The organism is Bradyrhizobium sp., from assembly GCF_049581145.1.
Taxonomy (GTDB): Bacteria; Pseudomonadota; Alphaproteobacteria; order Rhizobiales; family Xanthobacteraceae; genus Bradyrhizobium.
The window spans coordinates 1-20,916 of sequence record NZ_JBAURI010001194.1 but is presented as its reverse complement, the minus strand read 5'-3'; the positions used below and the strand labels follow the sequence as shown (position 1 = coordinate 20,916).

The following is a 20,916-nucleotide window of genomic DNA, read 5'->3' as shown; positions in this document are numbered from 1 at the left end:
ATGCGAGGCCGCTGGCCGAACGGCTGCTGCGCGCGGTGCTCGCCCGCGTCCTGCCGGAGCCAAAACTGCTCCGCGCCAGCCTGTGGCTGGCGCGATTCGGTCGGCCGCTGGCCGCGTTGTTGCCGGCACCAGCGACGTTATCCACAGCTCCGAGCTTTCTGCGGCGCATCACGGCGATGCTGGAGCTGGCGCAGGGTTCGCTTCCCGCGCCGGGCCCCGAAGGCGGCAGCGTGTTTGCGGCGAAAGGGCCGCGACGAGGCCGCGTCGCGCTGCTCCAGGGCTGCGCCCAGCAGGTGCTGGCGCCGCGAATCAATCGGGCGGCCATCAACGTGCTGACCCGGCACGGCATCGAGGTCGTTCTGGTCAAGGACGAGCAATGCTGCGGAGCGCTGACCCACCACCTCGGCCGCGACAATGACGCTTTGGCGCGGGCCCGCGCCAATATCTTGCTGTGGGCAAAAGAGGCCGAGCGCGGCGGTCTCGACGCCATCCTGGTGACGACGTCGGGCTGCGGAACGGTGATCAAGGACTACGGCTATCTGCTGCGATCCGAGCGCGATTTTGCGGCTCCGGCTGCCAGGATCTCGGCTCTCGCCAAGGACATCAGCGAGTACCTCGGCGCCATCGAACTGGAGCTGTCGGAGCAGCGTCACGACGACGTTGTCGTCGCCTATCACGCGGCCTGTTCGCTGCAGCACGGACAGAAAATCACACAGGCCCCGAAAGATTTGCTTTCCAAGAGCGGATTCGTGGTGAAAGATGTGCCCGAGAGTCATTTGTGTTGCGGTTCGGCGGGGACATACAACATCCTTCAGCCTGACATTGCGACCAGATTGCGCGATCGAAAGGTCGCCAACATCGCAAGCGTCAAGCCGGACATGATTGCTGCGGGCAATATCGGATGCATGATGCAGATTGCCAGCGGCACGTCCGTTCCTGTCGTGCACACGATTGAGCTTCTCGATTGGGCGACGGGCGGTCCAAGGCCGGGATCCGACTGATCGAATGGCTCCGCGTGCTTTCCAAGGCGCGGATGACTGGAAACGCCTGATGGACATGGGTCGGCGGCAACAGGAGAATTGCGATGGCTAAAGGGAAAAAGAACAAGAAGGGCAAGAAAGAAAACAAGAAGGACAAGAAGAAGAAAGTTCTGACGGCGAAGAAATCCGCCAAGAAGGCCGTGAAGAAGTCGGCAAAGACGTCGGCCAAAAAGGCCAAGAAAGCGGTTGCAAAGAAGTCCACTGGCAAGGCCAAGGCGGCCAAGACATCCGCGAAGACGGCGGCTGCTCCCAAGACGGTCGCTCCCAAGAAGGCCGCCAAGAAGCGCGTAGCGAAGAAGCCGGCTCCGGCTCCCGAACCCGCGATGGAGACGCCGTCAGCGCCGAGCTGGGCCACGCCCAGCGCCAGCCATGAGTCCTCCTGGGAGGCGGCAAGTCCGTCAGGCGACGACCACAACGGGTAATCGGCCGCATTTGGTTCTGATTTTTTGTGTCTCGCGAGGCCGCGGCATTTGTGCCGCGGCTTTTTCGCGTCGGCATCAAGAGCCCCGAGCTCCCTTCAGGCGTCGGCCGCGATTCGCCCCGACCGGGGCGCAGACAGCCCGGATCTCTTTGAAATGGTGGCATTGCCTTGGCGAAACGCGCCAAAATTGTTGTCGGAATGCAACAGCTGCCGACAACCTTTCGCAGAAATGCCAAAATGATTAAACAATGGGCAGATGCTTGCGTTTTTTGCTTCACTGATCGCGCGCCGCGTTCCAAATTGGGCCTTGGTTGAGAAAATTGGGTCACAATCGTATTTCGCCTGCGTTCGGGGCGCGGCGATCTCAAAAAAAGTGGTGGGCACCTCAATGAAGAAATTGGTTTTGTTGGCAACGGCGCTAGCGATGGTATCGGGGTCCGCCCTGGCGGCTGATTTGCCGGTGAAGGCACTCAAGGCGCCTCCGCCTGCGCCGTTCGATCCCTGGGATATCGCGTTCGGCAGCGCTGTCATGAACGATTATATCTTCCGCGGCGTGACGCAGACGAACCATCAGGCATCGGTCACGGCCTATTTTGAGCCGCGCTACAACGTCAACAAGGATCTGCAGCTCTACGTCGGTACGTCGACCGAGAACATCTCTTTCGCCAACCGCGCGGCAGCCGAAGTCGACATCTATGGCGGTGTCCGCCCGACCTTCGGCGCGATGGCTCTCGACTTTGGTATCTGGGGTTACCTGTATCCGGGCGGACAATGCGCCGACAACGTGGTGACCGTCACGGGGCCTGGGACAGTGACCCCCGGCGGCGGGGTCTGCGCGGTCAGCACGAACACCATCTTTCTCGGCAATGGCAACGTGATGAAGAAGGATGTCAGCTTCTTCGAGGCCTATGCCAAGGGCACCTACACCATCAACGACAATTGGGCGGTCGGATACAACGAATTCTATTCGCCGAACTTCCTCAATTCCGGCGCCTGGGGCGACTACGCGTCGGTGACGGCCAAGTACACCGCGCCGGGCACGGTCTTCGGGACCAGCGGCGTCGGCATGTATGTTTCGGGCGAATTCGGCCGGCAGTGGTTGGGAACGACGGATGCATTCTACGGTGTGGCCGGTTTCCCGAACGGCATCAAATATGCCGACTACGATACCTGGAACCTCGGCATCGGCTTCACCTACAAGGTGTTCACGCTCGATCTGCGCTACTCCGACACCGACCTGAGCAAGGGCAATTGCAGTGCCTTCACCAGCTCCTTTGACGCGAGCGGCACGACCAACGTGACGCCGATCAATCCCGGCGGCACGGGCTCCAATTGGTGCGGCGCGGCCGGCGTCGCCAAGCTCTCGGTCGACCTGACGGCAATGACCAGCCTGAAGTAAGGCTGCGTTCGCGCGGATTTGCGAAAGGGGCGGCAGAGCGATCTGCCGCCCCTTTCCGTTGGCGTCGGAGATTGCCTCTGTGCCTGAGACGGCAAGTCTGCTGGTCGGCTGCTGTTAAGGCGTGTTTTCGTCGTGGCTATTCTCGGGTCTTATTCCAGAGGGGAGGGCGGCGGTGCAGGGGCGGCACATCGGCGCGTCCGCGCGCAAGGGGGCCTGATCATTCCGTTTTCTTGCGTCGGGTGCCGCCAACTCGGGCTTTGGCGGCGCTGACCTCCGGCACCACCTTCTCCGCTTCCTGGACCGCTTCCTTGGCGGTTTGCTTGACCGCCTTCTTGATATCCTCACTGCGGTTCTGCAGCGCGAACCGATCGCCGTTGGCTGTTAGCACGACATTGCGCTGGTGGAACGCTTCGAGCGTCGAGCGATGGCCGATCGAGACCACAGTGGTCGCTGGCAGTTTTTCCTCGAGCAGACGATACAGTGCGGCTTCCGAGGGTTCATCGAGCGATGCCGTCGCCTCGTCGAGGAACAGATATTGCGGCGCATGCAGCAGCGCGCGTGCGAGACCTAGCCGTTGCTGTTCGCCGAGCGACAGCGTCCGGTTCCAATGCCCCTCCTGATCCAGTTGCGCATCGAGCTTCGCCAGACCGACATCGGCAAGGATTTCCTTGACTCGTTCGGTGGTGAACGCGTCGACCGCCGCCGGGTAGACGATCGCAGCCTTCAGCGTGCCGATCGGGAAATACGGCCGTTGCGGCAGCATCATCAACGTGGCATGGGCGGGAATCGCGATCGAGCCGTTGCCGAACGGCCAGATGCCGGCGATGGCGCGGAACAGAGTCGACTTGCCTGCGCCGGAAGGCCCGGTTACCAGCGTACGCTCATTGGCGCGGATGCTGAAACTCTCCGCTGATACCAGCGGCGTGCCGTTCGGCAATTTGACGAGCAACTGCGCCAGATCGATCCCGTCCTGGCCGCTCGAACTGACCACGTCGATCGACGGCGTCTCGGTCGTCGTCAGCCTCGCAGCGCCGGCAATCGACATCTCGAAGCCGTCGAGACGGGCAACCACGGCGCGCCACTCCGCCAACGACCGGTAGATGCTGATGAAGAACGACAGCGCCTTCTGCACGCTGCCGAATGCGGCTGCCGTTTGCAACAAGCCGCCCATCTGGAACTTCCCGGCGAAGTAGGCTGGCGCAGCCACGATGAAAGGGAAGATCACCGCGGCCTGCGAATAGCTCGCGGTGAAGGCCGTGAGCCGCTTGGTCCGGCTCATGATGTCGTACCAGTTGTGGATGACGCGACCGAAGCGGTCCGAGAGCCGCTGCCGTTCGGCGCCTTCGCCGCGGAGCAACGCGATCTGCTCGGCGTTTTCCCGCACCCGAACCAGGTTGAAACGGAAGTCGGCCTCGAAGCGCTGCTGCTCGAACGACAAATTGACCAGCGGCGAGCCGATCCATTGCGTCAACGCGGTGCCGAACACCGCGTAGATCAGCGCACCCCAGACCAGATAGCCGGGAATCGCAAAGTCGCGGCCGAACATGTGCAGCGGCGCCGCTGCGGATAGGCCCCACAGGATGACGACGAAGGACAATAACGTGACGATCGACGAGAGTAGACCGATGACGATGCCCAGCGTCTGCTCGACGAACATATTGACGTCATCGGAAATGCGCTGGTCCGGGTTGTCGGCGGCATCGCCCTTCAGCTGCATGCGATAATGGTTGGCCTCGCACAGCCACGAGCCGAGGTAGCGCTTGGTCATCCAATTCCGCCAGCGGATCTGCAGCCACTGATTGAGATAAAGCGAGTAAATCGAAAGAACGACGTTGAGCGACGCCAGCACGGTGAAGACGACGAGTTCCCAGACGAACCCGCTCCAAATCCGCTCTTGCAGATCGTTGTAAAAGCGATTGTACCATTGGTTCACCAGGACATCGATCGCGACCAGTGCGAGCTGGATCGCGATCACCGCCGCAAGCAGCAGGCGGCCGGCCATTTTGTCCTCGGAACCGAAATAGGGAGCGGCGATCCGCCATACGATCGCGACGGTCGAGCGGATATTGTGCACAGACGAACCTTTCCTGGGGGACGGATACGGGGCCTGAATCAGGCCGATTTGGCGTCTTCGAAGCTCACCGGGATTTTTGTGCTTAGACTAAAGTCGTAAGTACCGTGATCCGGGCCGCCTGATGCGCCTCTTTGTCCGGACCCTAGCATGAGCATAACGGCGAGAGGCGGCGCGGTTCTCACATTTCGCGAGGTTTTGAGCGGACATTGGCCGGAGCAATCGGGCTGTTCCGCTTTTCCCCTATCGAGGAGGAAAAGCCTCTGCTATTGCACAGGGCAGGCGCCAGCGGCGCCGGCCCAGCCCCGCAGAACGTTGGCATCCTCCTCCGGCAGGGAACATCGCGGGCGGTCTGGTATGAGCTGGCTCGGCGGGAGGTGAAGCCGGCAAGCAGGCCGTTGTCGGCGCGAGGATCCACGCAAGCTTCGTCGATTCCTGTCCACGCGGAAAAATGGGCCGCTGTTGGCGGCCCATGAGACGCGTCGATTGCCGTCGGTTCGGCTGGTCCCTGCTAATGCGGCGGCAACATCGCGATGCTCGGGAAAAACAGATAGCAGGCCACCCCGATGATCACCAGATAGGCCAGCAGGACGAGGCACCAGCCGAAATTATGCCGGATGACCTCGCCTTCGTTGCGCACGAAGCGGCTGGTCGACACGCCGACGCTCGCGGTTTGCGGCGCAATCGGCTTGCCGATTTCGGCGCCGACCGAGTTCAACGTCGGCAGGAGCAGCAAGGGGAAGCCGAGCACCTTGCCGACAAGGGCCTGGAACGTGCCGAACATGGCGTTGGTTGAGGTATTGCTACCCGACAGGGCGACGCCGATGAAGCCCAGGATGGGTGCCACGACGATGAAGGCGGCTCCGAGCTTGGAGAAGGCGCTGGCGAGCGAGCCGGCCATGCCCGAGTAGTTGAAGACGTAGGCGAGGCCGAAGATGAACACACCAACAAGGCATGCGCCCCACATCTGCGACCAGGTCTTGGCGAAGATCGCGCCGATCTGACTCATACTGACGCGCAGCACGATCACCGTGATGATCCAGGACACCAGGATGGCCGAGCCGCCAACGAAGGGCGTCCAGTTGAACACGGCGCTGATGGTCGCTCCGGGCGTGATCGCCGAATTCGCGGTGACGCCGTAATGCAGCAGCACGATCGCGGGCAGATGCGACCAGGGGCCGGTCCAGGCGACCACCACCGCAATCAGGATTCCGATCGGCAGCCAAGCCATGCCCACTTCGCCGGCTGAGAGGCCGTGCGCCTCCGCCTGCATGTCGCCGGTCGATGGTGCGCCGCCATACGCTAAAATCTGCGCAGGCCGCCACACCTTGAGCAGCAGCAGCAGGACCACGAAGCACACGATCGAGCCGATGACGTCGGGCAAATACGGGCCGAGATAGATGGCCGTCGGCAACTGCCCGGCGATATAGCCGAGCGAGCCCACGATCGCGAGCGGCCACGCCGACCACATGCCTTTGCGGCCTGATACGAGGTAAAGCAGGATCCACGGGGGCAGCAGGGCCAAGATGGCCACGATCTTGCCGACCGATGCCGAATAGATCGGCAAAAGGTCTGCGAAGCTCATGCCGAGCGTGCCGGCAGTCACGGTGGCAATTGCAATGATCGGCGCTCCCAACGCGCCATAGGAAACCGGTGCATTGTTGGCAATGGCCGCGACGCGGATTGCGTCAAGGTCGGGAATGCCGATCGCAATCAGGATCGGTGCGACGAACGCCCAGGGGTAGCCGAATCCGACCAGTCCCTCGAGCAACGCGCCAAACGCCCAGGCGAACAGAATGGTCTGGACCCGCACGTCGCGCGTGGCGTGCTGAATAAGCCAGCGGCGCAATCTGTCGAATCCGCCGGTGGTCACGAGCGTATTGAACAGCACCACTCCCCAGAACGTGATCCAATCGACATTCCATATGCCGGTGGCGGAACCATAAATGTAGGCGAGCACGCCGTCGCCGAGCGGCATCTTCCAGACCCATAGTCCGAGCAGGAAGGTCACGATCGAGCCGATCAACACGGCGAGCCACGCGGATATGCGCAAGCCCGCCAACAGGAACAACAACAGCACGACCGGAACGAGTGCGACCAGCCAGGTCAGCAACAGGTTTCCGGTAGGATCGAGAATTTGCGAAAACATAGACAATTCCTCCCCCTCTTATGAGCCCGCGGGCTTTTTCTTTCGTTGCGCCGTTCGATGTCTCGAACGGTTGTCGAAGAATGCTCCTTCGCCTGACGCGAAGGAAGTCGGATTTGCTGCCATGCCCAGGCAAATTGGGCCTGTTCGTGACCTGCAGGCCGATGTCCATCCGTTGACGACGACGGTTGTGAAGTGAGCGTCTTCGGCCGAAACCAAGTTGATGCGGACCTCGCGCGCCGGAGCGACTTGCTGCGCCGCAATTTTTGTGTGGGCGAAATTTTGCGCGGGCGAATCTGGTCAAGGCCGTCATCGTCCGATACATCGTTTTTCGAGCCGCGCATCGCTGCTCAAGCATCAAGACATTCTAGAGAGGTGATATGGTTTCGGTCACATCTGCACTGGGGCAGACCAGTGTTGCGTTGATCCTGCTCGCATCCGTTGCAAATATCGGCCGCGCCCGGGCCGAAGACGGCTTTCCGTTCGGCATGGAAATGATGCTCGAAGCGCCGCCGCAACCCGGATCGAAGCGGATCCCGGATCTCGATATCGGCGACAATGGCGAGACCGTTCTGGAATTGTGGTGCAAGGGTGGCAAGGGCCAGTTCTCGGTGGCCGGCAATACCGTGATCTTCGTTCCGGGGCCGCTGGAAGATCGCTCCTGCCCGCCGGCGCGCGCGCAGGCCGACGATGAACTGGTCGCTGCGTTGAGCCAGGCCACCACCTGGAAGCGGCAGGGCGACCTCGTTGCCTTCATCGGCGCGAAGACGCTGCGCTTCCGCCTCAACACCAACTGAGCAGATTTTCCAAAAGGATCGTGCTCCAACAATAGAGCATGATCCGGAAAGGCATGACGGGCGGGTGCCGGCTTTCTCTCGCGACAAACGCGAGCGCGCGCGCGGAGATCATGCTCCAATAATCGAGCACGATCTGGAAAAAGTGGTGCCGGTTTTGCGAGAGATCATGCTCCAACCATGCAGCCGCCCCCGCGCGTAATCACTTCCAGATCGATTTGTCTGCGTCCCAGCGCTGGCCTTTGAGTTGCTTGTTGAGCGCGTCAACCGAGCCGGTGTCGTCCCGTTGATCGCCTTCCTCGTCGCTGGAGGAATCATCTGCGATATTGAGCTTGGCGCCGGCGGTCTCATCGCTCGTGGTCGTGACGGGATTGCTGATCCACAGCATCAAGCGGTCCGATTCTCCCGGTTTGTCGGACGCCACGAGGCCCGCAATCTCGATCGTGTCGGTCAGGCCGAGCGGGGGGACGAGTTCACTTGGCCGCTTGAAAGTCAGCTTGAGCTTGCCGGTGGTCGGGTTCCAGCTCGATGTATCCGGCTTGGCCGACAGCGTCTTGGCGAGTGCGCCGGAAATCGCAGCCAGCAGCTTGTCCTTGTTGACTTTGTCGCCATCGCGCCAGTCGGCGGCCGAAAAGCGGATCGCGCGATCCATCCCGACAAGGCCGGTGGTCCATCCTGCCGTCACGACGCCGGGGACCGCCTTGAGCTTCGCGACCAGGGCGCCGGCGCGGTCCGGATCAACGGTCATGTCGATGGTCTGCTGGCCGGCGCGCAATGCGTCGCAGGTCACGCTCAGGCTGGAGAGCGCAATCTCGACGTCCTGGCCACGCAGGCTCTTCAGGAGATCCGCCGCCGCGTCCAGCTTGACCTTGACGCCGATCGCTTCCGGCGAAACTTCGGTGAAGTCCTTGGGCGTGGCGGTGATGCCGTCATCGACGGTCTGGCTGTCCATGAACTCCTTCTCGCTGATGTCGGCATTGTCGCTGGACGCAACCTCGGTCACGTTCGGGCCGATATTGATCTGGCCCCTGAACTCGAAACCGTCGCCGCTCTGCTTGCGCAGCAATTTCACCGTGACGGGCGATTTGTCGGCGATGCTTTGCGTGGTGCCGGTCATGGTCTGGCCGTTGACCGCGAGATTGACGACGAAGCGGTCCTTGCGCTCGGAACTCTTGTCGGCGGGATAGCAGACATCCAGCACCGCCGCGCTGACCGTCTTGCCTTGGCGCGTCTCCTTCAGGATGACGTCGGCGTTGCCGTCCATCAATCCGTCGATCGAGGTGAAATACCTGACTTCGGTGGCGTTCGGGTCCGATTTCGACTGCAGCTTCATCTGGGCCGAGGCGAAATCCGGCGCGGCGGCCACCAGGCCGGCGAGGCAGAACAGAAGCGCGCGCATATGGTGTTCCTTGCAGCAGATTTGCGGGGATCGATCTGCCAGCGTTCATAGCAAAAAAGAAGGCCGCCCGGGGGCGGCCTTTGAGGCTCTGATCGTAAAAAACGACGGACAGAAACGGATGGGGCTCAGAAGCCCATGCCGCCCATTCCACCCATGCCGCCGCCGCCGCCGGCCATCGGTGCGGCCGCCTCCTTCGGCATTTCGGCGACCATGGCCTCCGTCATCACCAGCAGGCCGGCAACCGATGCGGCGTCCTGCAGCGCAGTGCGCACCACCTTCGCCGGATCGATGATGCCCTTGGCGACCATGTCGACATAGTCTTCGGTCTGGGCGTCGAAGCCGAACGTCTCGGACTTGTCCTCGAGAATCCTGCCGACCACCAGCGAGCCTTCGACACCGGCATTCTCGGCGATCTGGCGCAGCGGCATCTCGATCGCCTTAAGCACGATGTTGATGCCGGCCTGGACGTCGGCGTTGTCGTCGGTCAATTTGCCGACCGCCTTCTTGGCCCGCAACAGGGCGACACCGCCGCCCGGCACGATGCCTTCTTCGACCGCGGCGCGGGTGGCGTTGAGCGCGTCCTCGACGCGGTCCTTCTTCTCTTTCACCTCGACCTCGGTCGCGCCGCCGACGCGGATCACCGCGACGCCGCCGGCAAGCTTGGCCAGACGCTCCTGCAGCTTCTCGCGGTCGTAGTCCGAGGTCGTCTCCTCGATCTGCGCCTTGATCTGCCCGACCCGGGCTTCGATGTCGGCCTTCTTGCCGGCGCCGTTGACGATCGTGGTGTTTTCCTTGTCGATCACGACCTTGCGGGCGCGGCCCAGCATCTTCACGGTGACGCTTTCGAGCTTCATGCCGAGTTCGTCGGAGATCAACTGTCCGCCGGTCAGGATCGCGATGTCTTCCAGCATCGCCTTGCGGCGGTCGCCGAAGCCCGGCGCCTTGACGGCGGCGACTTTCAGGCCGCCGCGGAGGCGATTGACGACCAGCGTCGCCAAGGCCTCGCCCTCGACGTCCTCGGCGATGATCAACAGCGGGCGGCCCGATTGCACCACGGCCTCCAGCACCGGCAGCATCGCCTGCAGCCCGGACAGCTTCTTCTCGTGCAGCAGCACGTAGGCGTCCTCGAGCTCGGCGGTCATCTTCTCGGCGTTGGTGACGAAATAGGGCGACAGGTAGCCGCGATCGAACTTCATGCCCTCGACGATGTCGACTTCGGTCAACAGCGATTTGTTTTCCTCGACCGTGATGACGCCCTCGTTGCCGACCTTCTGCATCGCCTGCGCGATCATCTTGCCGATCGCGGCATCGCCATTGGCCGAGATGGTGCCGACCTGGGCGACCTCGGCGGAGGAGGCGACCGGCTTGGCGCGCTTCTCGATGTCCTTGACCACCGCGGCCACCGCAATGTCGATGCCACGCTTCAGGTCCATCGGGTTCATGCCGGCGGCGACCGACTTGCCGCCCTCGCGCACGATGGCGTGGGCCAGCACGGTCGCGGTGGTGGTGCCGTCGCCCGCGGTATCGTTGGTCTTGGAGGCGACTTCACGCAGCATCTGCGCGCCCATGTTCTCGAACTTGTCTTCAAGCTCGATCTCCTTGGCGACGGTGACGCCGTCCTTGGTGATGCGGGGTGCGCCGAAACTCTTTTCGATGACGACGTTGCGGCCCTTCGGCCCAAGCGTCACCTTGACGGCATTGGCGAGAATATCGACGCCGCGCAGCATGCGATCACGCGCGTCTCCGGAGAATTTTACGTCCTTGGCAGCCATTTGAATGCTCCTGAATGATGGGGTACGATCGTCCACTGCGCCGATGAATTGTGACTGTCCGACGTAAGGTCGGGCTTGAGCTGCAATCCATCGCCTTTTGCGGGACTCTTGCTGAGAGGATCGATGCCCGGGTCATCCCCGATCTGGTTGGGAACAGGCGCCCCGGGCATGACGACCGGCCTATATCAGGCCAGCACGCCCATGATGTCGGACTCCTTCATGATCAGGAGGTCCTCGCCATCCAGCTTGACTTCGGTGCCCGACCATTTGCCGAACAGCACGCGGTCGCCGACCTTGAGGTCGATCGGGATCAGCTTGCCCGATTCGTCGCGACCGCCGGGACCGACCGCCGTGATCTCGCCCTGCGACGGCTTCTCTTTCGCGGTGTCGGGAATGATGATGCCGCCTTTGGTCTTCGCTTCGGCATCGATACGCTTGACGACGACGCGATCGTGCAGCGGACGGAATGTGGATTTAGTCATGACGGTTCCTTTTGCGGGCTTGCTCTTCAAATCTTGGTGCTATCGGAGGCGGATCGGAATGCGGCCGTATTCGACGCCGGCATGGCGGCAAAAAGGCCAACATCGTTAGCAATCGCGCCTTCGGAGTGCTAATTGTGCGCCCGGAATATGGCTTGGCGCCGATCCTGTCAAGCAAAGCGGTTAAGCCCTTCTTGAGGCTGCTGTAAGATGCTAGGGGGCGAAACCTGAGTCGAGCGTTGGCCGTACGGATTGCTCGGATGTCGGTTTTACGCTTGGCTGTGGATGGGAGCGGCCACGATTTTTGTTCGGGGAAATGCCATGGTCAGTTTGGTTCGCGCGCGCACGGTTGCCGGGTTGGGAATCGTCTCGGCGCTAACGATATTCTTGGGTGCCTGCGGCAGCTTCAGCCTGACGTCGCCCACGGCCTCGGTCGCGCCGGAGCCTGGCGTGGCTCCCGAGCTGCCGCCGACGATCCGGCCCGCGGACTTGGTCGGCAAATGGGGGTTGGCATCCTACCAGAATCCCGCCGACCGGGCCCGCACCGAGGGCCAGGCCAAGGCGCAGTGCAAGCAGCCCTACGTGATCGGCGCCGGCACTTCGGGCGGTGTCGTCATGCATCTGGCGGACCAGGCGACGCCCCAGGAACTGCGGGTCAAGGGCAGCCAAGGCGGCAAGAACTATATCGGGCCGGCGGGCCCGCCCGGCGGCGAAGAGGATCGCGAGATCATCTCCTTCGACGGGCGCGTGCTGATCACCCGCTTCGTCGACCAGGATGCCGCGACCCGCTATGGCAACATGGTCTATGTCCGCTGCGGCGCACGCGCCTGAGCGGCGGCACAGCGGTCTCAAAATGGCGACCTGCCAAGAAAAACGCCGGCAAGCCCGCCGGCGTTCGCATGCGGTTGGCGCCGGGCTGAAGCCACCCGGCGGTCGATCAATCGAACAGGGCGTCGATATCGTCCTGTGAGGCATGACCGGCATCGCCGTCGAGCTTTGGTCCGTTCAACAGGCGGTCGTCGCCTTCTCTCGTATCGATGATTGCGGGCACATGCGCCTTGATGGCATCGACGCCGCCCCAGATCTCCATCATCACGTTGATGTGGTTTTCGATGAACTTCATCGTGCCCATCACCTTGTTGATGCGCTGACCGGTGAGGTCCTGGAAGTTGCAGGCCTCGAAAATCGAAATGACCCGTTCCTGGATCTCCTCGCTCAGCGTCCGCTGCTGATCCGGCGAGTTGACCTTGGCGAGCGCGCTTGCCGCCTGGTCGATGGATTCGGCGGCTTCCAGGATCTGCTGGGTGGCGTGTTCGGTGCCGCCGACCACGGCGCCGAGCTCGCCATTGACCTTGGCCATCTCCTCGCCGTTGAAGCTCGTGCCGTGCAGGACCGCGATCTCGCGCTTGGTGCGGTTGATGGCGTCGTGAATCAGGTCGAGCTCGACCTTGAGCTTTTCGCACTGCTCGATCTGAGCCCGATAGGTTTCGAGCAACGCCCGTGCTTCAGCAACTTCCCGCAATGCCGTGTCCTCGATTACCGCCGTCGCGGCGCTGGGGCCGCTACCACCGCCACCGCCACCGCCATTTGCCATCTGGGCGCGAAGGGCGCGCAGTTCGGCCATGATCTCGCGATGCATGGGACCGATGTCGCCTTCGACCTCCGGCATCGACAGGTCGCCGCCAAAGGCTTCTTCGATACGAAAACGTTTGCGATGAACGGGCATGAGTCTGTTCCTGGCCTTCACTCCGTCAAGTTTTACGCAGATGCGATTTAACACGGGGTTCACGCCGGAAACTGTCGTGATGCCACTTCGCAAGCGCCGCATAACCCCCGATTAACCATGCGCGCCTGCGTTCACACAAAATAAACCCTGGCGGCAAAGACCGTGGCCGATTACCGGAATGGTGAATCGGAACGCTGCTTCCGTTTACCAAACCGAGGCGGTTCTGATCTTAATTGGCGCGTGCGGGGCGCCACATGGCGGCCCTCGGACGAGGACGAAACCAGCACAGAGTACGTCAATGTTCAGAACCATGTCTGTTGCGCTGCTCGCCGGCGCGTCCCTTCTTGCATTCGGAATTGAACGGGCTGCGGCAATTGATGCCGCGACGGCGCCGCAGCCCGCCGTGGTCTATGCCGATCAGCCGCAGCCGCCAGCAGCGCCGCTGCGCACCGCTGATGCCGATCGCTCCCGCATGGGCGGCGGTTTCATCGAGTTCCTGTTCGGCAACGGAGCGCAGTCCGAGCGCTATCGGGACCAGCCGATCTATCAGCCGCAGCCGACCTACCAGCCGCAGCCCCTGGTGCAGCAGCCGCAGCAGGACGCGGCCACCGATCCGTCGGGGCGCCCGTTCGATCCGAAATTTGAGAAGCAGGAGGTCGAGTATCACGGCAAGGAAAGCCCCGGCACCATCGTGATCGACACGCCGAACAAATTCCTGTTCCTGGTCGAGGGCGGCGGCAGGGCGCTGCGCTACGGCATCGGCGTCGGCCGCCCCGGCTTCGCCTGGGCGGGCGTCAAGACGATTTCGGCGAAGCGGGAATGGCCGGACTGGACGCCGCCGGCGGAAATGCTGGCGCGTCGCCCCGACTTGCCGCGGCACATGGAAGGCGGTCCGGAAAACCCGCTCGGCGCGCGCGCGATGTACCTGGGATCTTCGCTCTATCGCATCCACGGCTCCAACGAACCCTGGACCATCGGCACCAACGTCTCGTCCGGCTGTATCCGGATGCGGAACCAGGACGTGATCGACCTCTACGGCCGCGTCAATGTCGGAGCAAAGGTCATCGTCCTCTGATCGATCTTACGGAAAGCCGGTGTCTACTTTTCCGGAAAATGCTCTTAGCCGATAGCAGAACGGCCGCCCGTCGGGCGGCCGTTTCGTTTCCGGCCGTTGCGGACGGCTCACGCGTAGTCGCTGCCGCCATCATTGCCGAAATTGTCCGAATCGAGATCCATATCGTCCCGGTCATCATCGGAAAAATTCGACGCAAGGTTATCAGGTCCTTGATCGTCTCCCTGGTCGAGCAGCCCGGCGCGCGAGTTGTCGTCGGCCCGATTGCCGGAACCACCGATGTCATCGATCCCGGCATCGCGGGCCAGCGAGCTGTTGGATTCATCACTCCAAGGGCTTGAAGGGCTTGCGGCACCGTCGCGGTCGACGATGACGGTGTCGCCGAAGCCTTGATGGCTGGCTCCCATCATCGAACGGATGCCGCCCAGCAGCAGCGAGCCGCCGACGACTCCGGCAGCGGCTGCCGCTGCGGTGCCGAGAAACGAACCGCCGCCGCCGGAGAGCGGGGCGCCATAGGATTGGCCGTAGCCGCCATAGGACGGCTGGCCATAAGGCTGCTGTGAAGAGCCGCCGGGCTGCTGTCCATATTGACCTTGCTGCAGCGCTTGGCCGCTGTTCAAGACTTGGCCACTATTCCAGACTGGACGGCTCGCCGGCGGCGGGACATTTGGCACCGAGCCGCGCGGCTGGCTGCTTTGGCCAAAAATCGTCTCACGCATCGAATCAAGGAAGCCGCCGCTCTGGCTTTGCTGCGGCGCGCTGGCCTGCTGCTCAAGCTCCTGGATGCGGCCGTTGGCGCGCTTCAAGGCCTCGTCCTGCAGCAGCACGGTCTGGACCAGGGCGTAAATCGCGTTGGGCGCCTTGCGCAAACCTTGCGCAATCGCGGCCCCGGCGTCCGGATCACGTGGCGCATTGTCCACCTTGGCGAGCCGGTCGAACAGATCGTCAACCAATTGGCGTTCTTGCGGTGTCATAGCCTTCTCCTCGGCGCTCTCGTCGCTTTTCACATCGCAGCGCGAGACAAAAATGTAGGAGGGGGTTTGTGTCGCGGCTAGCGGCGGCCTCGATTAAATTTCGGAGATGCGACAAGGCGGCCTGATTTCCCGAGGAATATCAACTCAATGTAACATTGTTCAGGGCCAGAAGCCGCGGAAAATCCTCGCCGGACAGATAGGCGTGCTCGATTTCGCGCACGTCTGTGAGCGGATCGAGCGCGACCAGGATCTCGTCGACGAAGCCTGGATGGCACATGATGACGCCGCGTTCGGGCAGTCCTTCCACAAATCGCTGCATCAGCGCGCCAAAATCCGGCTTGCGCGAGTAATCGTAGGCACCGGAGAAGGCCGGGTTGAAAGCGATGCCGGAGCGCGCCGCGTGGCGGCAAAACTGCGCGCTCAGGAGATCGAGCAGCAGGGCTTTCGGCGAGGACAGCCGTTGCCCCAGCGGGTGATTGCGCCGGGCCTGGCGGACCCAGGCGTTCGGCGCCTTGTCGCTCACAGCGGCCAGGAAGCCCTCGCGGACCTGGGGATAGAGTTGCACATGCTGATGGCCGTCGATGAAATCCGGAAGGCGGCCGAACATCTCCGCGAACGCCGCGATCTGCATCGCCAGTTCGGCCCGAATCATCTCGGGATCGAGCCGCCGCAACTGGCCGGCGCGCAGCATCTTGCCGAACGCCAGGAACATGTCGCCGTTGAGCGGCCGGAAGTGCATGGTCAGCGGACGAAATGGCGCGGTCAGCGTCGCATGCAGGCCGATAGCACAGCGTACGCTGCCCTTGGCAGCTCCTTGCAGCGCTTCCACCTCGTCGCGGCCGATCGCCGGTCCCACGACCATCACCGAGGTGGCGTTGAGGCGGCCGCGCTCGATCAGCTCGCGGATGCCCCGGTTGACGCCAGGGCTGATCCCATAGTCGTCGGCGCACAGCCAGATACGCCGGGGCGGCGCGGCGCCGTTCATTCGGCCGCGGTCCTTTCACCGGGGCTTGCGGCCGCCTCCGCCTCGCAACGTTTCTCGCTATGCTCGGCGACGAAATAGATCGGACGCGCCTTCAGTTCGGAGAGGATCTTGCCGATATATTCGCCGACGATGCCGATCATGATGAGCTGCACGCCGCCGATCGTCATCAGCCCCACGACCAGCGACGGATAGCCGGGGACCTGTTTTCCCGTGGTCCAGACCTCCCAGACGATGGAAAGGCCGAACAGGAAGGCGACAGATGCGAGCAGGACGCCCAACAGGCTGGCAAAGCGCAGCGGGGCCACCGAGAACGATGTCAGTCCCTCGATCGAAAGCCCGAGCAGCCGCATCACGTTGAACGTGGTGACGCCATGCGTGCGCGGCGCCGGCTCGTAGTCCACCCGGATCTGGCGAAAGCCGATCCAGCTCGCCAGACCCTTGAAGAAACGGTTGCGTTCGGGAAGTTGCTTCAGTGCCGCCACCGCGCGCGGCGACAGCAGGCGGAAATCGCCGGCGTCTTCCGGGATCTTCTGCCGGGCGCCCCAATTGATCAGGGCATAGAAGCCGCGCACGGCGAGGCGCCGCAGAAAGGTCTCGTTGTCGCGATTGGCCTTGGCGGTATAAACGACGTCGTAGCCGCCATTGATCCAGTGGTCGACGAGTTTTTCCACCAGATCAGGCGGATGCTGGCCGTCGCCGTCCATGAACATGACGGCGCCGCGGCGGGCGTGATCGAGGCCAGCCATCAGGGCGGCTTCCTTGCCGAAATTGCGCGACAGCGACACAACCTGAACGTCCAGCACATCGGCCGCAAGACCACGGGCGATGGCAAGCGTGGTGTCCTCGCTGCCGTCGTCGACATAGACGACCTCGCAAGCGAGCCCAAAACGCTGGCGCAACCGTGTCGCGAGCGCGCCGAGACGCTGGTGCAGCACCGGCAGTCCCGCCGCCTCGTTGTAGACGGGAACAACGATCGACAATCCCCGCGCCACGGCCGTCGCCGCCGTCGTGGACAGGTTCGAAACATCGCTACCCAGTATCATCAATCAGGTCCCCAACGCCCCACCCGCAACATATGGCAAGCGCATAGGCTTGTCGCCACAACGTTGGGCAGCGGCGCTTCGTCTCACGTTCCGAGGAACGCCTCGAGCCTGGCGAATAGCGGATTCTCGCGGTCGAGGACATAGTCGAGCGACGCGACCGACACCGTGTCCGCGCCGTGCGCGCGAAGGAACGAGCCGAGCGCGTAGAGCTGCGCCGGCGGGCAGTGCAGCGTCAGCATGCCTGACGAGGTCGGGCCGCCGAACGGCGAGACCACGCCAAACCGGTTATGGGCCTCGGCCAGCAGCGCGGCGTCGCAACCCTTGAAGCGGGTGCGGACCTCGCGGTATTTGCTGGCGCGCGCGCGGGCGGCGATGTGATCGAGGATGATGCGCGCGGTCTCGCGCGCCTCGCTCGACCAGTCGGCCTCGCGCGAGGCCACGAGATTGGCCTGGCTGCGCAGGATCACGCCGTCGTCGAGCACCTTCAGCCCGTTGGCCGCGAGCGTTGCGCCGGTCGTCGTGATATCGACGATCATCTCGGCGGTGCCGACCGCGGGCGCGCCTTCGGTCGCGCCCGCGCTCTCGACGATGCGGTAGTCGACCACGCCGTGCGCGGCGAAGAAGGTCCTGGTGAGATTGATATACTTGGTTGCAACGCGCATGCGCCGGTTATGCTGTTCGCGAAAACCCGTGGTGACATCGTCGAGATCGGCCATGGTGCGGACGTCGATCCAGGCCTGCGGCACGGCCACCACGACATTGGCGTTGCCGAAGCCGAGATGGTCGATCAGCAGCACGCGCTTGTCGGCGTCCGCGATGGTTTCGCGCACCAGATCCTCACCGGTGACGCCGAGATGCACCGCGCCGCTCGCAAGCTGGGCCGCGATGTCGCTCGCCGACAGATAGGCGATCTCGACATGGTCGTAGTCCATCATCGTGCCGCGATACTCGCGCGCGCCGCGCGGCTTGGCCAGCGTCAGTCCGGCGCGAGTGAAGAAGCCTTCGGCATTCTCCTGCAGGCGCCCCTTGGAGGGAACCGCGAGGACGAAGGGCGCGCTCATGACTTGTTCCCGCTCGCTGCGGCATTGGGTGCGCGGTCGATCTGGATCAGGGCCTCGACCCAGACCGCGAAGCCCACCGCCGGGATCGGCGTGGCGGCGCCGAGCTGCGTCATCAATCCGTCGTAGCGGCCGCCCGCCACCAGCGGTTCGAGCCCACCGCCTTTGCCGTGCAGCTCGAATTCGAAGCCGGTGTAGTAGTCGAGGCCGCGCCCGAACGAGGTGGAAAAGCGGGTCTTGCGGAGATCGATGCCGCGTCCGGCCATGAAGCCGATCCGGCTTTCGAACTGATCGATTGCGGCGGTGAGCTCGAGTCCGGCGTCGGTGGCGAGCGCGCGCAGCTTGGCGAGCGCCGTATCAGGTGTGCCCGAGATCGAAAGAAAGCGCTTGATAATGCCGATGGCGTCGCGCGGCAGCGCGCCGGCCTTCAGCGTCGATTGCTCGAGGAAGCGGTCGGCGATTTCGGCCACCGTGCGTCCCCCGACATTGGTCGCACCCGCGATCGACATCAGGTCGGTGACCAGCGCCAGCGCAGCCTTGCGGTCGGAGCCCGCGAGCGCCGCCAGCACGCCCTCGTATTCATTGTGGCCGGGCCCGGTTGCGAGCGTCAGCTGCTCGATGTCCTGGGCGAGGTCAATCTTGCGGTTGAAATCCTTGATCAGGCGGCGCCGCCACACCGGATAAAGGTTGAGCGCTTCGATCAGCACATTGAACAGCGCGACATCCCCGGTACGGATCTCGACCTCGGTCACTCCGAACGCGGCGGTAGCCTCGAGCGCGAGCGCCAGCATCTCGGCGTCGGCCGCGGCGCGGTCCTGACGCCCGAAGGATTCGATGCCGGCCTGCAGGAACTCGCTCGGCCGGTTGCCGCGATGGCGAAATACGGCTCCGAGATAGCTGAACCCGGCCGGCTTGCCGGCGCGAGGCGAGGCGAGATAGTCACGGGCCACCGGAATGGTGAGGTCAGGACGCAGGCACAGTTCCTCCCCCCCGGCGTCGGTGGTCAGATAGAGGCTCTTGCGCATGTCCTCGCCGGAAAGATCGAGGAAAGGCTCGGCCGGCTGCAGGATCGACGGCTCGGCACGGGCATAGCCCGCCTGGGCAAACGACAGCAGCAGCGCGTCCGCCCATGCGGCGGGTGCGGTCGTGGCAGCGGTCGGTGCGGCTGTCAGGGGCATTTCGAGTGTCCAATATCCGTCCGGCCGGTTTAAGGTCCGGAGCCGGCGGAGCCCCTTAGCATGGCCCGGGAGCCGTTTCGACAAGGATCGGGCAAGGGATTACAAGTGATTAACAGGCGGGGAGGACGTTTTCACCGTCCCCGGCCGACCCAGTCGCCCAGCGAGGCCTGCACCAGCGTCAGGGCCGCCACCGCGGCGGTATCGGCACGCAGGATCCGCGGACCCAAGGACAGTCGCAGGGTTTGCGGCTGGCGCAGCAGGACGGTGCGCTCCTCCTCGGCGAATCCACCTTCGGGGCCGATCAGTACGTCAACGCCATGGGAGCCCGCTGGCGCCGATTGCAGCGCCTTTAGCGGATCGGTCACGTCGGCGGTTTCGTCGCAGAAGACGAGCAGGCGCCCGGTTTGGCGGTGCTGCAGGAAGCGTTCCAGTGGCACGGGGTCTTCGACCGTCGCAAGACCAAGGATGCCGCATTGCTCCGCGGCCTCGATGACATTGGCGCGCATCCGTTCGCCATTGACTCGGGCCACCTGCGTGAATCTGGTGAGAACCGGTTGCAGGCAGGACGCGCCCATCTCGACCGCCTTCTGCACCATGTAATCGAGTCTCGCGTGTTTGAGCGGCGCAAACAGGTAGCGCAGGTCGGGCTTGCGCTCCTGCGGCCGGGTCTGGGCAGCGATCACCAGTTGATCCGGTCGCTTGCGCCCCGCGATTGCAGCCCGCCATTCGCCGTCCCGCCCGTTGAAGACCAGGATGGTCTGGCCGGCCGACAGCCGCAGCACGTTGCCGAGGTAATTGCTCCGGTTGCGATCCAGCGCGACGGTTTCACCCGGCGCAAGTGCGGCGTCGACGAACAACCGGGGCGCCCGGAAGTCGAGTTCAGGCATTTGTGAGGTTCCTATCCGGGCGCGTTTTAACCGAAAAGTGTAGAATCGGGGTCAAATACCGGTTTGAAGGTGCGGCCCTGCGCCGCGCTATTGCCAAATTCGCCGGGTTGTTAAGATCCGGCAGGAATCGTAAAAGCCGGACGTCGTAAAAGCCGCAAGTCTCAAGAGCCGTACGTCGAGCCGTTCTCGGACAATCGCGCTTCTATCTGGAAGACTTTTGGACCTTGCCGGAGAAACAACCTTGATCATCCGCCGTTTGATGCTGCCGCTGACGCTGGCCCTCATGATCAGCCACGCCGACCGGGCGGGCGCCCAGGGGGCATTCCCTGCGCCGCTTCCCGGGCGTATCCAGCAGAACGATCCGGCCTTTCCGCCGGTGAATGGCGCGGCGCCAAGCGCTTCGATGGGCGGAGCGCCATCTGGCGGCTTTCCATCAGCCGGCGCGGCGCCGATCACCGGCGCAGGCTTCGGC

Annotated in this window: 19 protein-coding genes and 1 pseudogene; 7 read left to right on the top strand and 13 right to left on the bottom strand. The window is 63.4% G+C overall.

The window, feature by feature from the left end:
• On the top strand, nt 1–1,001 hold a 1,001-nt coding region (locus tag WCB02_RS38085; protein WP_423967223.1), incomplete at its 5' end, for a heterodisulfide reductase-related iron-sulfur binding cluster.
• Nucleotides 1,002–1,084: 83 nt separating this feature from the next.
• The gene (locus WCB02_RS38080) at nt 1,085–1,462 is read left to right on the top strand and encodes a histone (RefSeq protein WP_423967221.1); all 378 of its coding nucleotides are present in this window, start codon (nt 1,085–1,087) and stop codon (nt 1,460–1,462) included.
• Nucleotides 1,463–1,557: 95 nt separating this feature from the next.
• On the opposite strand, the gene WCB02_RS38075 is transcribed toward WCB02_RS38080, so the two are convergent.
• Nucleotides 1,558–1,992: a hypothetical protein gene (locus tag WCB02_RS38075; RefSeq protein WP_423967227.1), complete on the bottom strand. Its 435-nt coding sequence runs from the start codon at nt 1,990–1,992 to the stop codon at nt 1,558–1,560.
• Between WCB02_RS38075 and WCB02_RS38070 the strand changes: the two genes are divergently transcribed.
• The gene (locus WCB02_RS38070) at nt 1,886–2,860 is read left to right on the top strand and encodes a TorF family putative porin (RefSeq protein ID WP_423967219.1); all 975 of its coding nucleotides are present in this window, start codon (nt 1,886–1,888) and stop codon (nt 2,858–2,860) included. The two genes, WCB02_RS38075 and WCB02_RS38070, sit on opposite strands and share 107 nt — an antisense overlap.
• A gap of 217 nt (nt 2,861–3,077) precedes the next feature.
• On the opposite strand, the gene WCB02_RS38065 is transcribed toward WCB02_RS38070, so the two are convergent.
• Together WCB02_RS38065 and WCB02_RS38060 are read right to left on the bottom strand one after the other, a co-directional pair.
• Nucleotides 3,078–4,934: an ABC transporter ATP-binding protein/permease gene (locus WCB02_RS38065; protein ID WP_423967216.1), complete on the bottom strand. Its 1,857-nt coding sequence runs from the start codon at nt 4,932–4,934 to the stop codon at nt 3,078–3,080.
• 508 nt (nt 4,935–5,442) lie between these two features.
• Nucleotides 5,443–7,080 (bottom strand): L-lactate permease, encoded by a 1,638-nt coding sequence (locus tag WCB02_RS38060; RefSeq protein WP_423967214.1) that lies wholly within the window; start codon nt 7,078–7,080, stop codon nt 5,443–5,445.
• A 485-nt stretch (nt 7,081–7,565) separates the two neighbouring features.
• Here WCB02_RS38060 and WCB02_RS38055 point away from each other — a divergent pair, with 485 nt between their 5' ends.
• The gene (locus tag WCB02_RS38055; protein WP_423967225.1) at nt 7,566–7,874 is read left to right on the top strand and encodes an META domain-containing protein; all 309 of its coding nucleotides are present in this window, start codon (nt 7,566–7,568) and stop codon (nt 7,872–7,874) included.
• Nucleotides 7,875–8,073: 199 nt separating this feature from the next.
• Here the strand turns inward: WCB02_RS38055 and WCB02_RS38050 are convergent, their stop codons facing one another.
• The 3 genes from WCB02_RS38050 to WCB02_RS38040 form a co-directional block, all read right to left on the bottom strand.
• Nucleotides 8,074–9,270, bottom strand: coding sequence for a hypothetical protein (locus WCB02_RS38050; protein ID WP_423967212.1), 1,197 nt, complete (start codon nt 9,268–9,270; stop codon nt 8,074–8,076).
• Between the two features lie 125 nt (nt 9,271–9,395).
• Nucleotides 9,396–11,042 carry a chaperonin GroEL gene (gene groL, locus WCB02_RS38045; protein ID WP_423967210.1) on the bottom strand — a complete coding sequence of 549 codons (1,647 nt, stop codon included), beginning with the start codon at nt 11,040–11,042 and terminating at the stop codon, nt 9,396–9,398.
• A gap of 185 nt (nt 11,043–11,227) precedes the next feature.
• Nucleotides 11,228–11,524, bottom strand: coding sequence for a co-chaperone GroES (locus WCB02_RS38040; RefSeq protein ID WP_423967208.1), 297 nt, complete (start codon nt 11,522–11,524; stop codon nt 11,228–11,230).
• Between the two features lie 318 nt (nt 11,525–11,842).
• Here WCB02_RS38040 and WCB02_RS38035 point away from each other — a divergent pair, with 318 nt between their 5' ends.
• Nucleotides 11,843–12,352, top strand: a complete 510-nt coding sequence (locus WCB02_RS38035; protein ID WP_423967206.1) for a hypothetical protein — start codon at nt 11,843–11,845, stop codon at nt 12,350–12,352.
• Nucleotides 12,353–12,458: 106 nt separating this feature from the next.
• Here the strand turns inward: WCB02_RS38035 and WCB02_RS38030 are convergent, their stop codons facing one another.
• Complete coding sequence (locus WCB02_RS38030) at nt 12,459–13,247, bottom strand: protein phosphatase CheZ (protein ID WP_423967203.1); 789 nt, start codon at nt 13,245–13,247, stop codon at nt 12,459–12,461.
• A gap of 298 nt (nt 13,248–13,545) precedes the next feature.
• On the opposite strand from WCB02_RS38030, the gene WCB02_RS38025 reads away from it, so the two are divergent.
• Entirely contained in the window at nt 13,546–14,322 is a 777-nt protein-coding gene (locus WCB02_RS38025; RefSeq protein ID WP_423967200.1) for a L,D-transpeptidase, read from the top strand.
• 107 nt (nt 14,323–14,429) lie between these two features.
• Here WCB02_RS38025 and WCB02_RS38020 read toward each other — a convergent pair whose 3' ends face one another.
• The 6 genes from WCB02_RS38020 to WCB02_RS37995 all read right to left on the bottom strand — a co-directional run bounded on the left by WCB02_RS38020 (nt 14,430) and on the right by WCB02_RS37995 (nt 20,444).
• Nucleotides 14,430–15,293, bottom strand: a complete 864-nt coding sequence (locus tag WCB02_RS38020; protein WP_423967198.1) for a DUF2076 domain-containing protein — start codon at nt 15,291–15,293, stop codon at nt 14,430–14,432.
• 139 nt (nt 15,294–15,432) lie between these two features.
• Complete coding sequence (locus tag WCB02_RS38015) at nt 15,433–16,278, bottom strand: ChbG/HpnK family deacetylase (RefSeq protein WP_423967196.1); 846 nt, start codon at nt 16,276–16,278, stop codon at nt 15,433–15,435.
• A complete protein-coding gene (locus tag WCB02_RS38010) occupies nt 16,275–17,321 on the bottom strand; it encodes a glycosyltransferase family 2 protein (RefSeq protein WP_423967194.1) in 1,047 nt (348 codons plus the stop codon). Before WCB02_RS38010 ends, WCB02_RS38015 begins: the two co-directional genes overlap by 4 nt.
• A gap of 83 nt (nt 17,322–17,404) precedes the next feature.
• A complete protein-coding gene (gene hisG, locus WCB02_RS38005; RefSeq protein ID WP_423967191.1) occupies nt 17,405–18,382 on the bottom strand; it encodes an ATP phosphoribosyltransferase in 978 nt (325 codons plus the stop codon).
• Nucleotides 18,379–19,557, bottom strand: coding sequence for an ATP phosphoribosyltransferase regulatory subunit (locus WCB02_RS38000; RefSeq protein WP_423967189.1), 1,179 nt, complete (start codon nt 19,555–19,557; stop codon nt 18,379–18,381). The genes hisG and WCB02_RS38000 overlap by 4 nt, the downstream gene beginning before the upstream one ends.
• A 131-nt stretch (nt 19,558–19,688) precedes the next feature.
• A complete protein-coding gene (locus tag WCB02_RS37995; RefSeq protein WP_423967187.1) occupies nt 19,689–20,444 on the bottom strand; it encodes a 16S rRNA (uracil(1498)-N(3))-methyltransferase in 756 nt (251 codons plus the stop codon).
• 241 nt (nt 20,445–20,685) lie between these two features.
• Between WCB02_RS37995 and WCB02_RS37990 the strand changes: the two are divergent.
• A pseudogene (locus WCB02_RS37990) lies at nt 20,686–20,916 on the top strand (hypothetical protein); the annotation flags it as partial.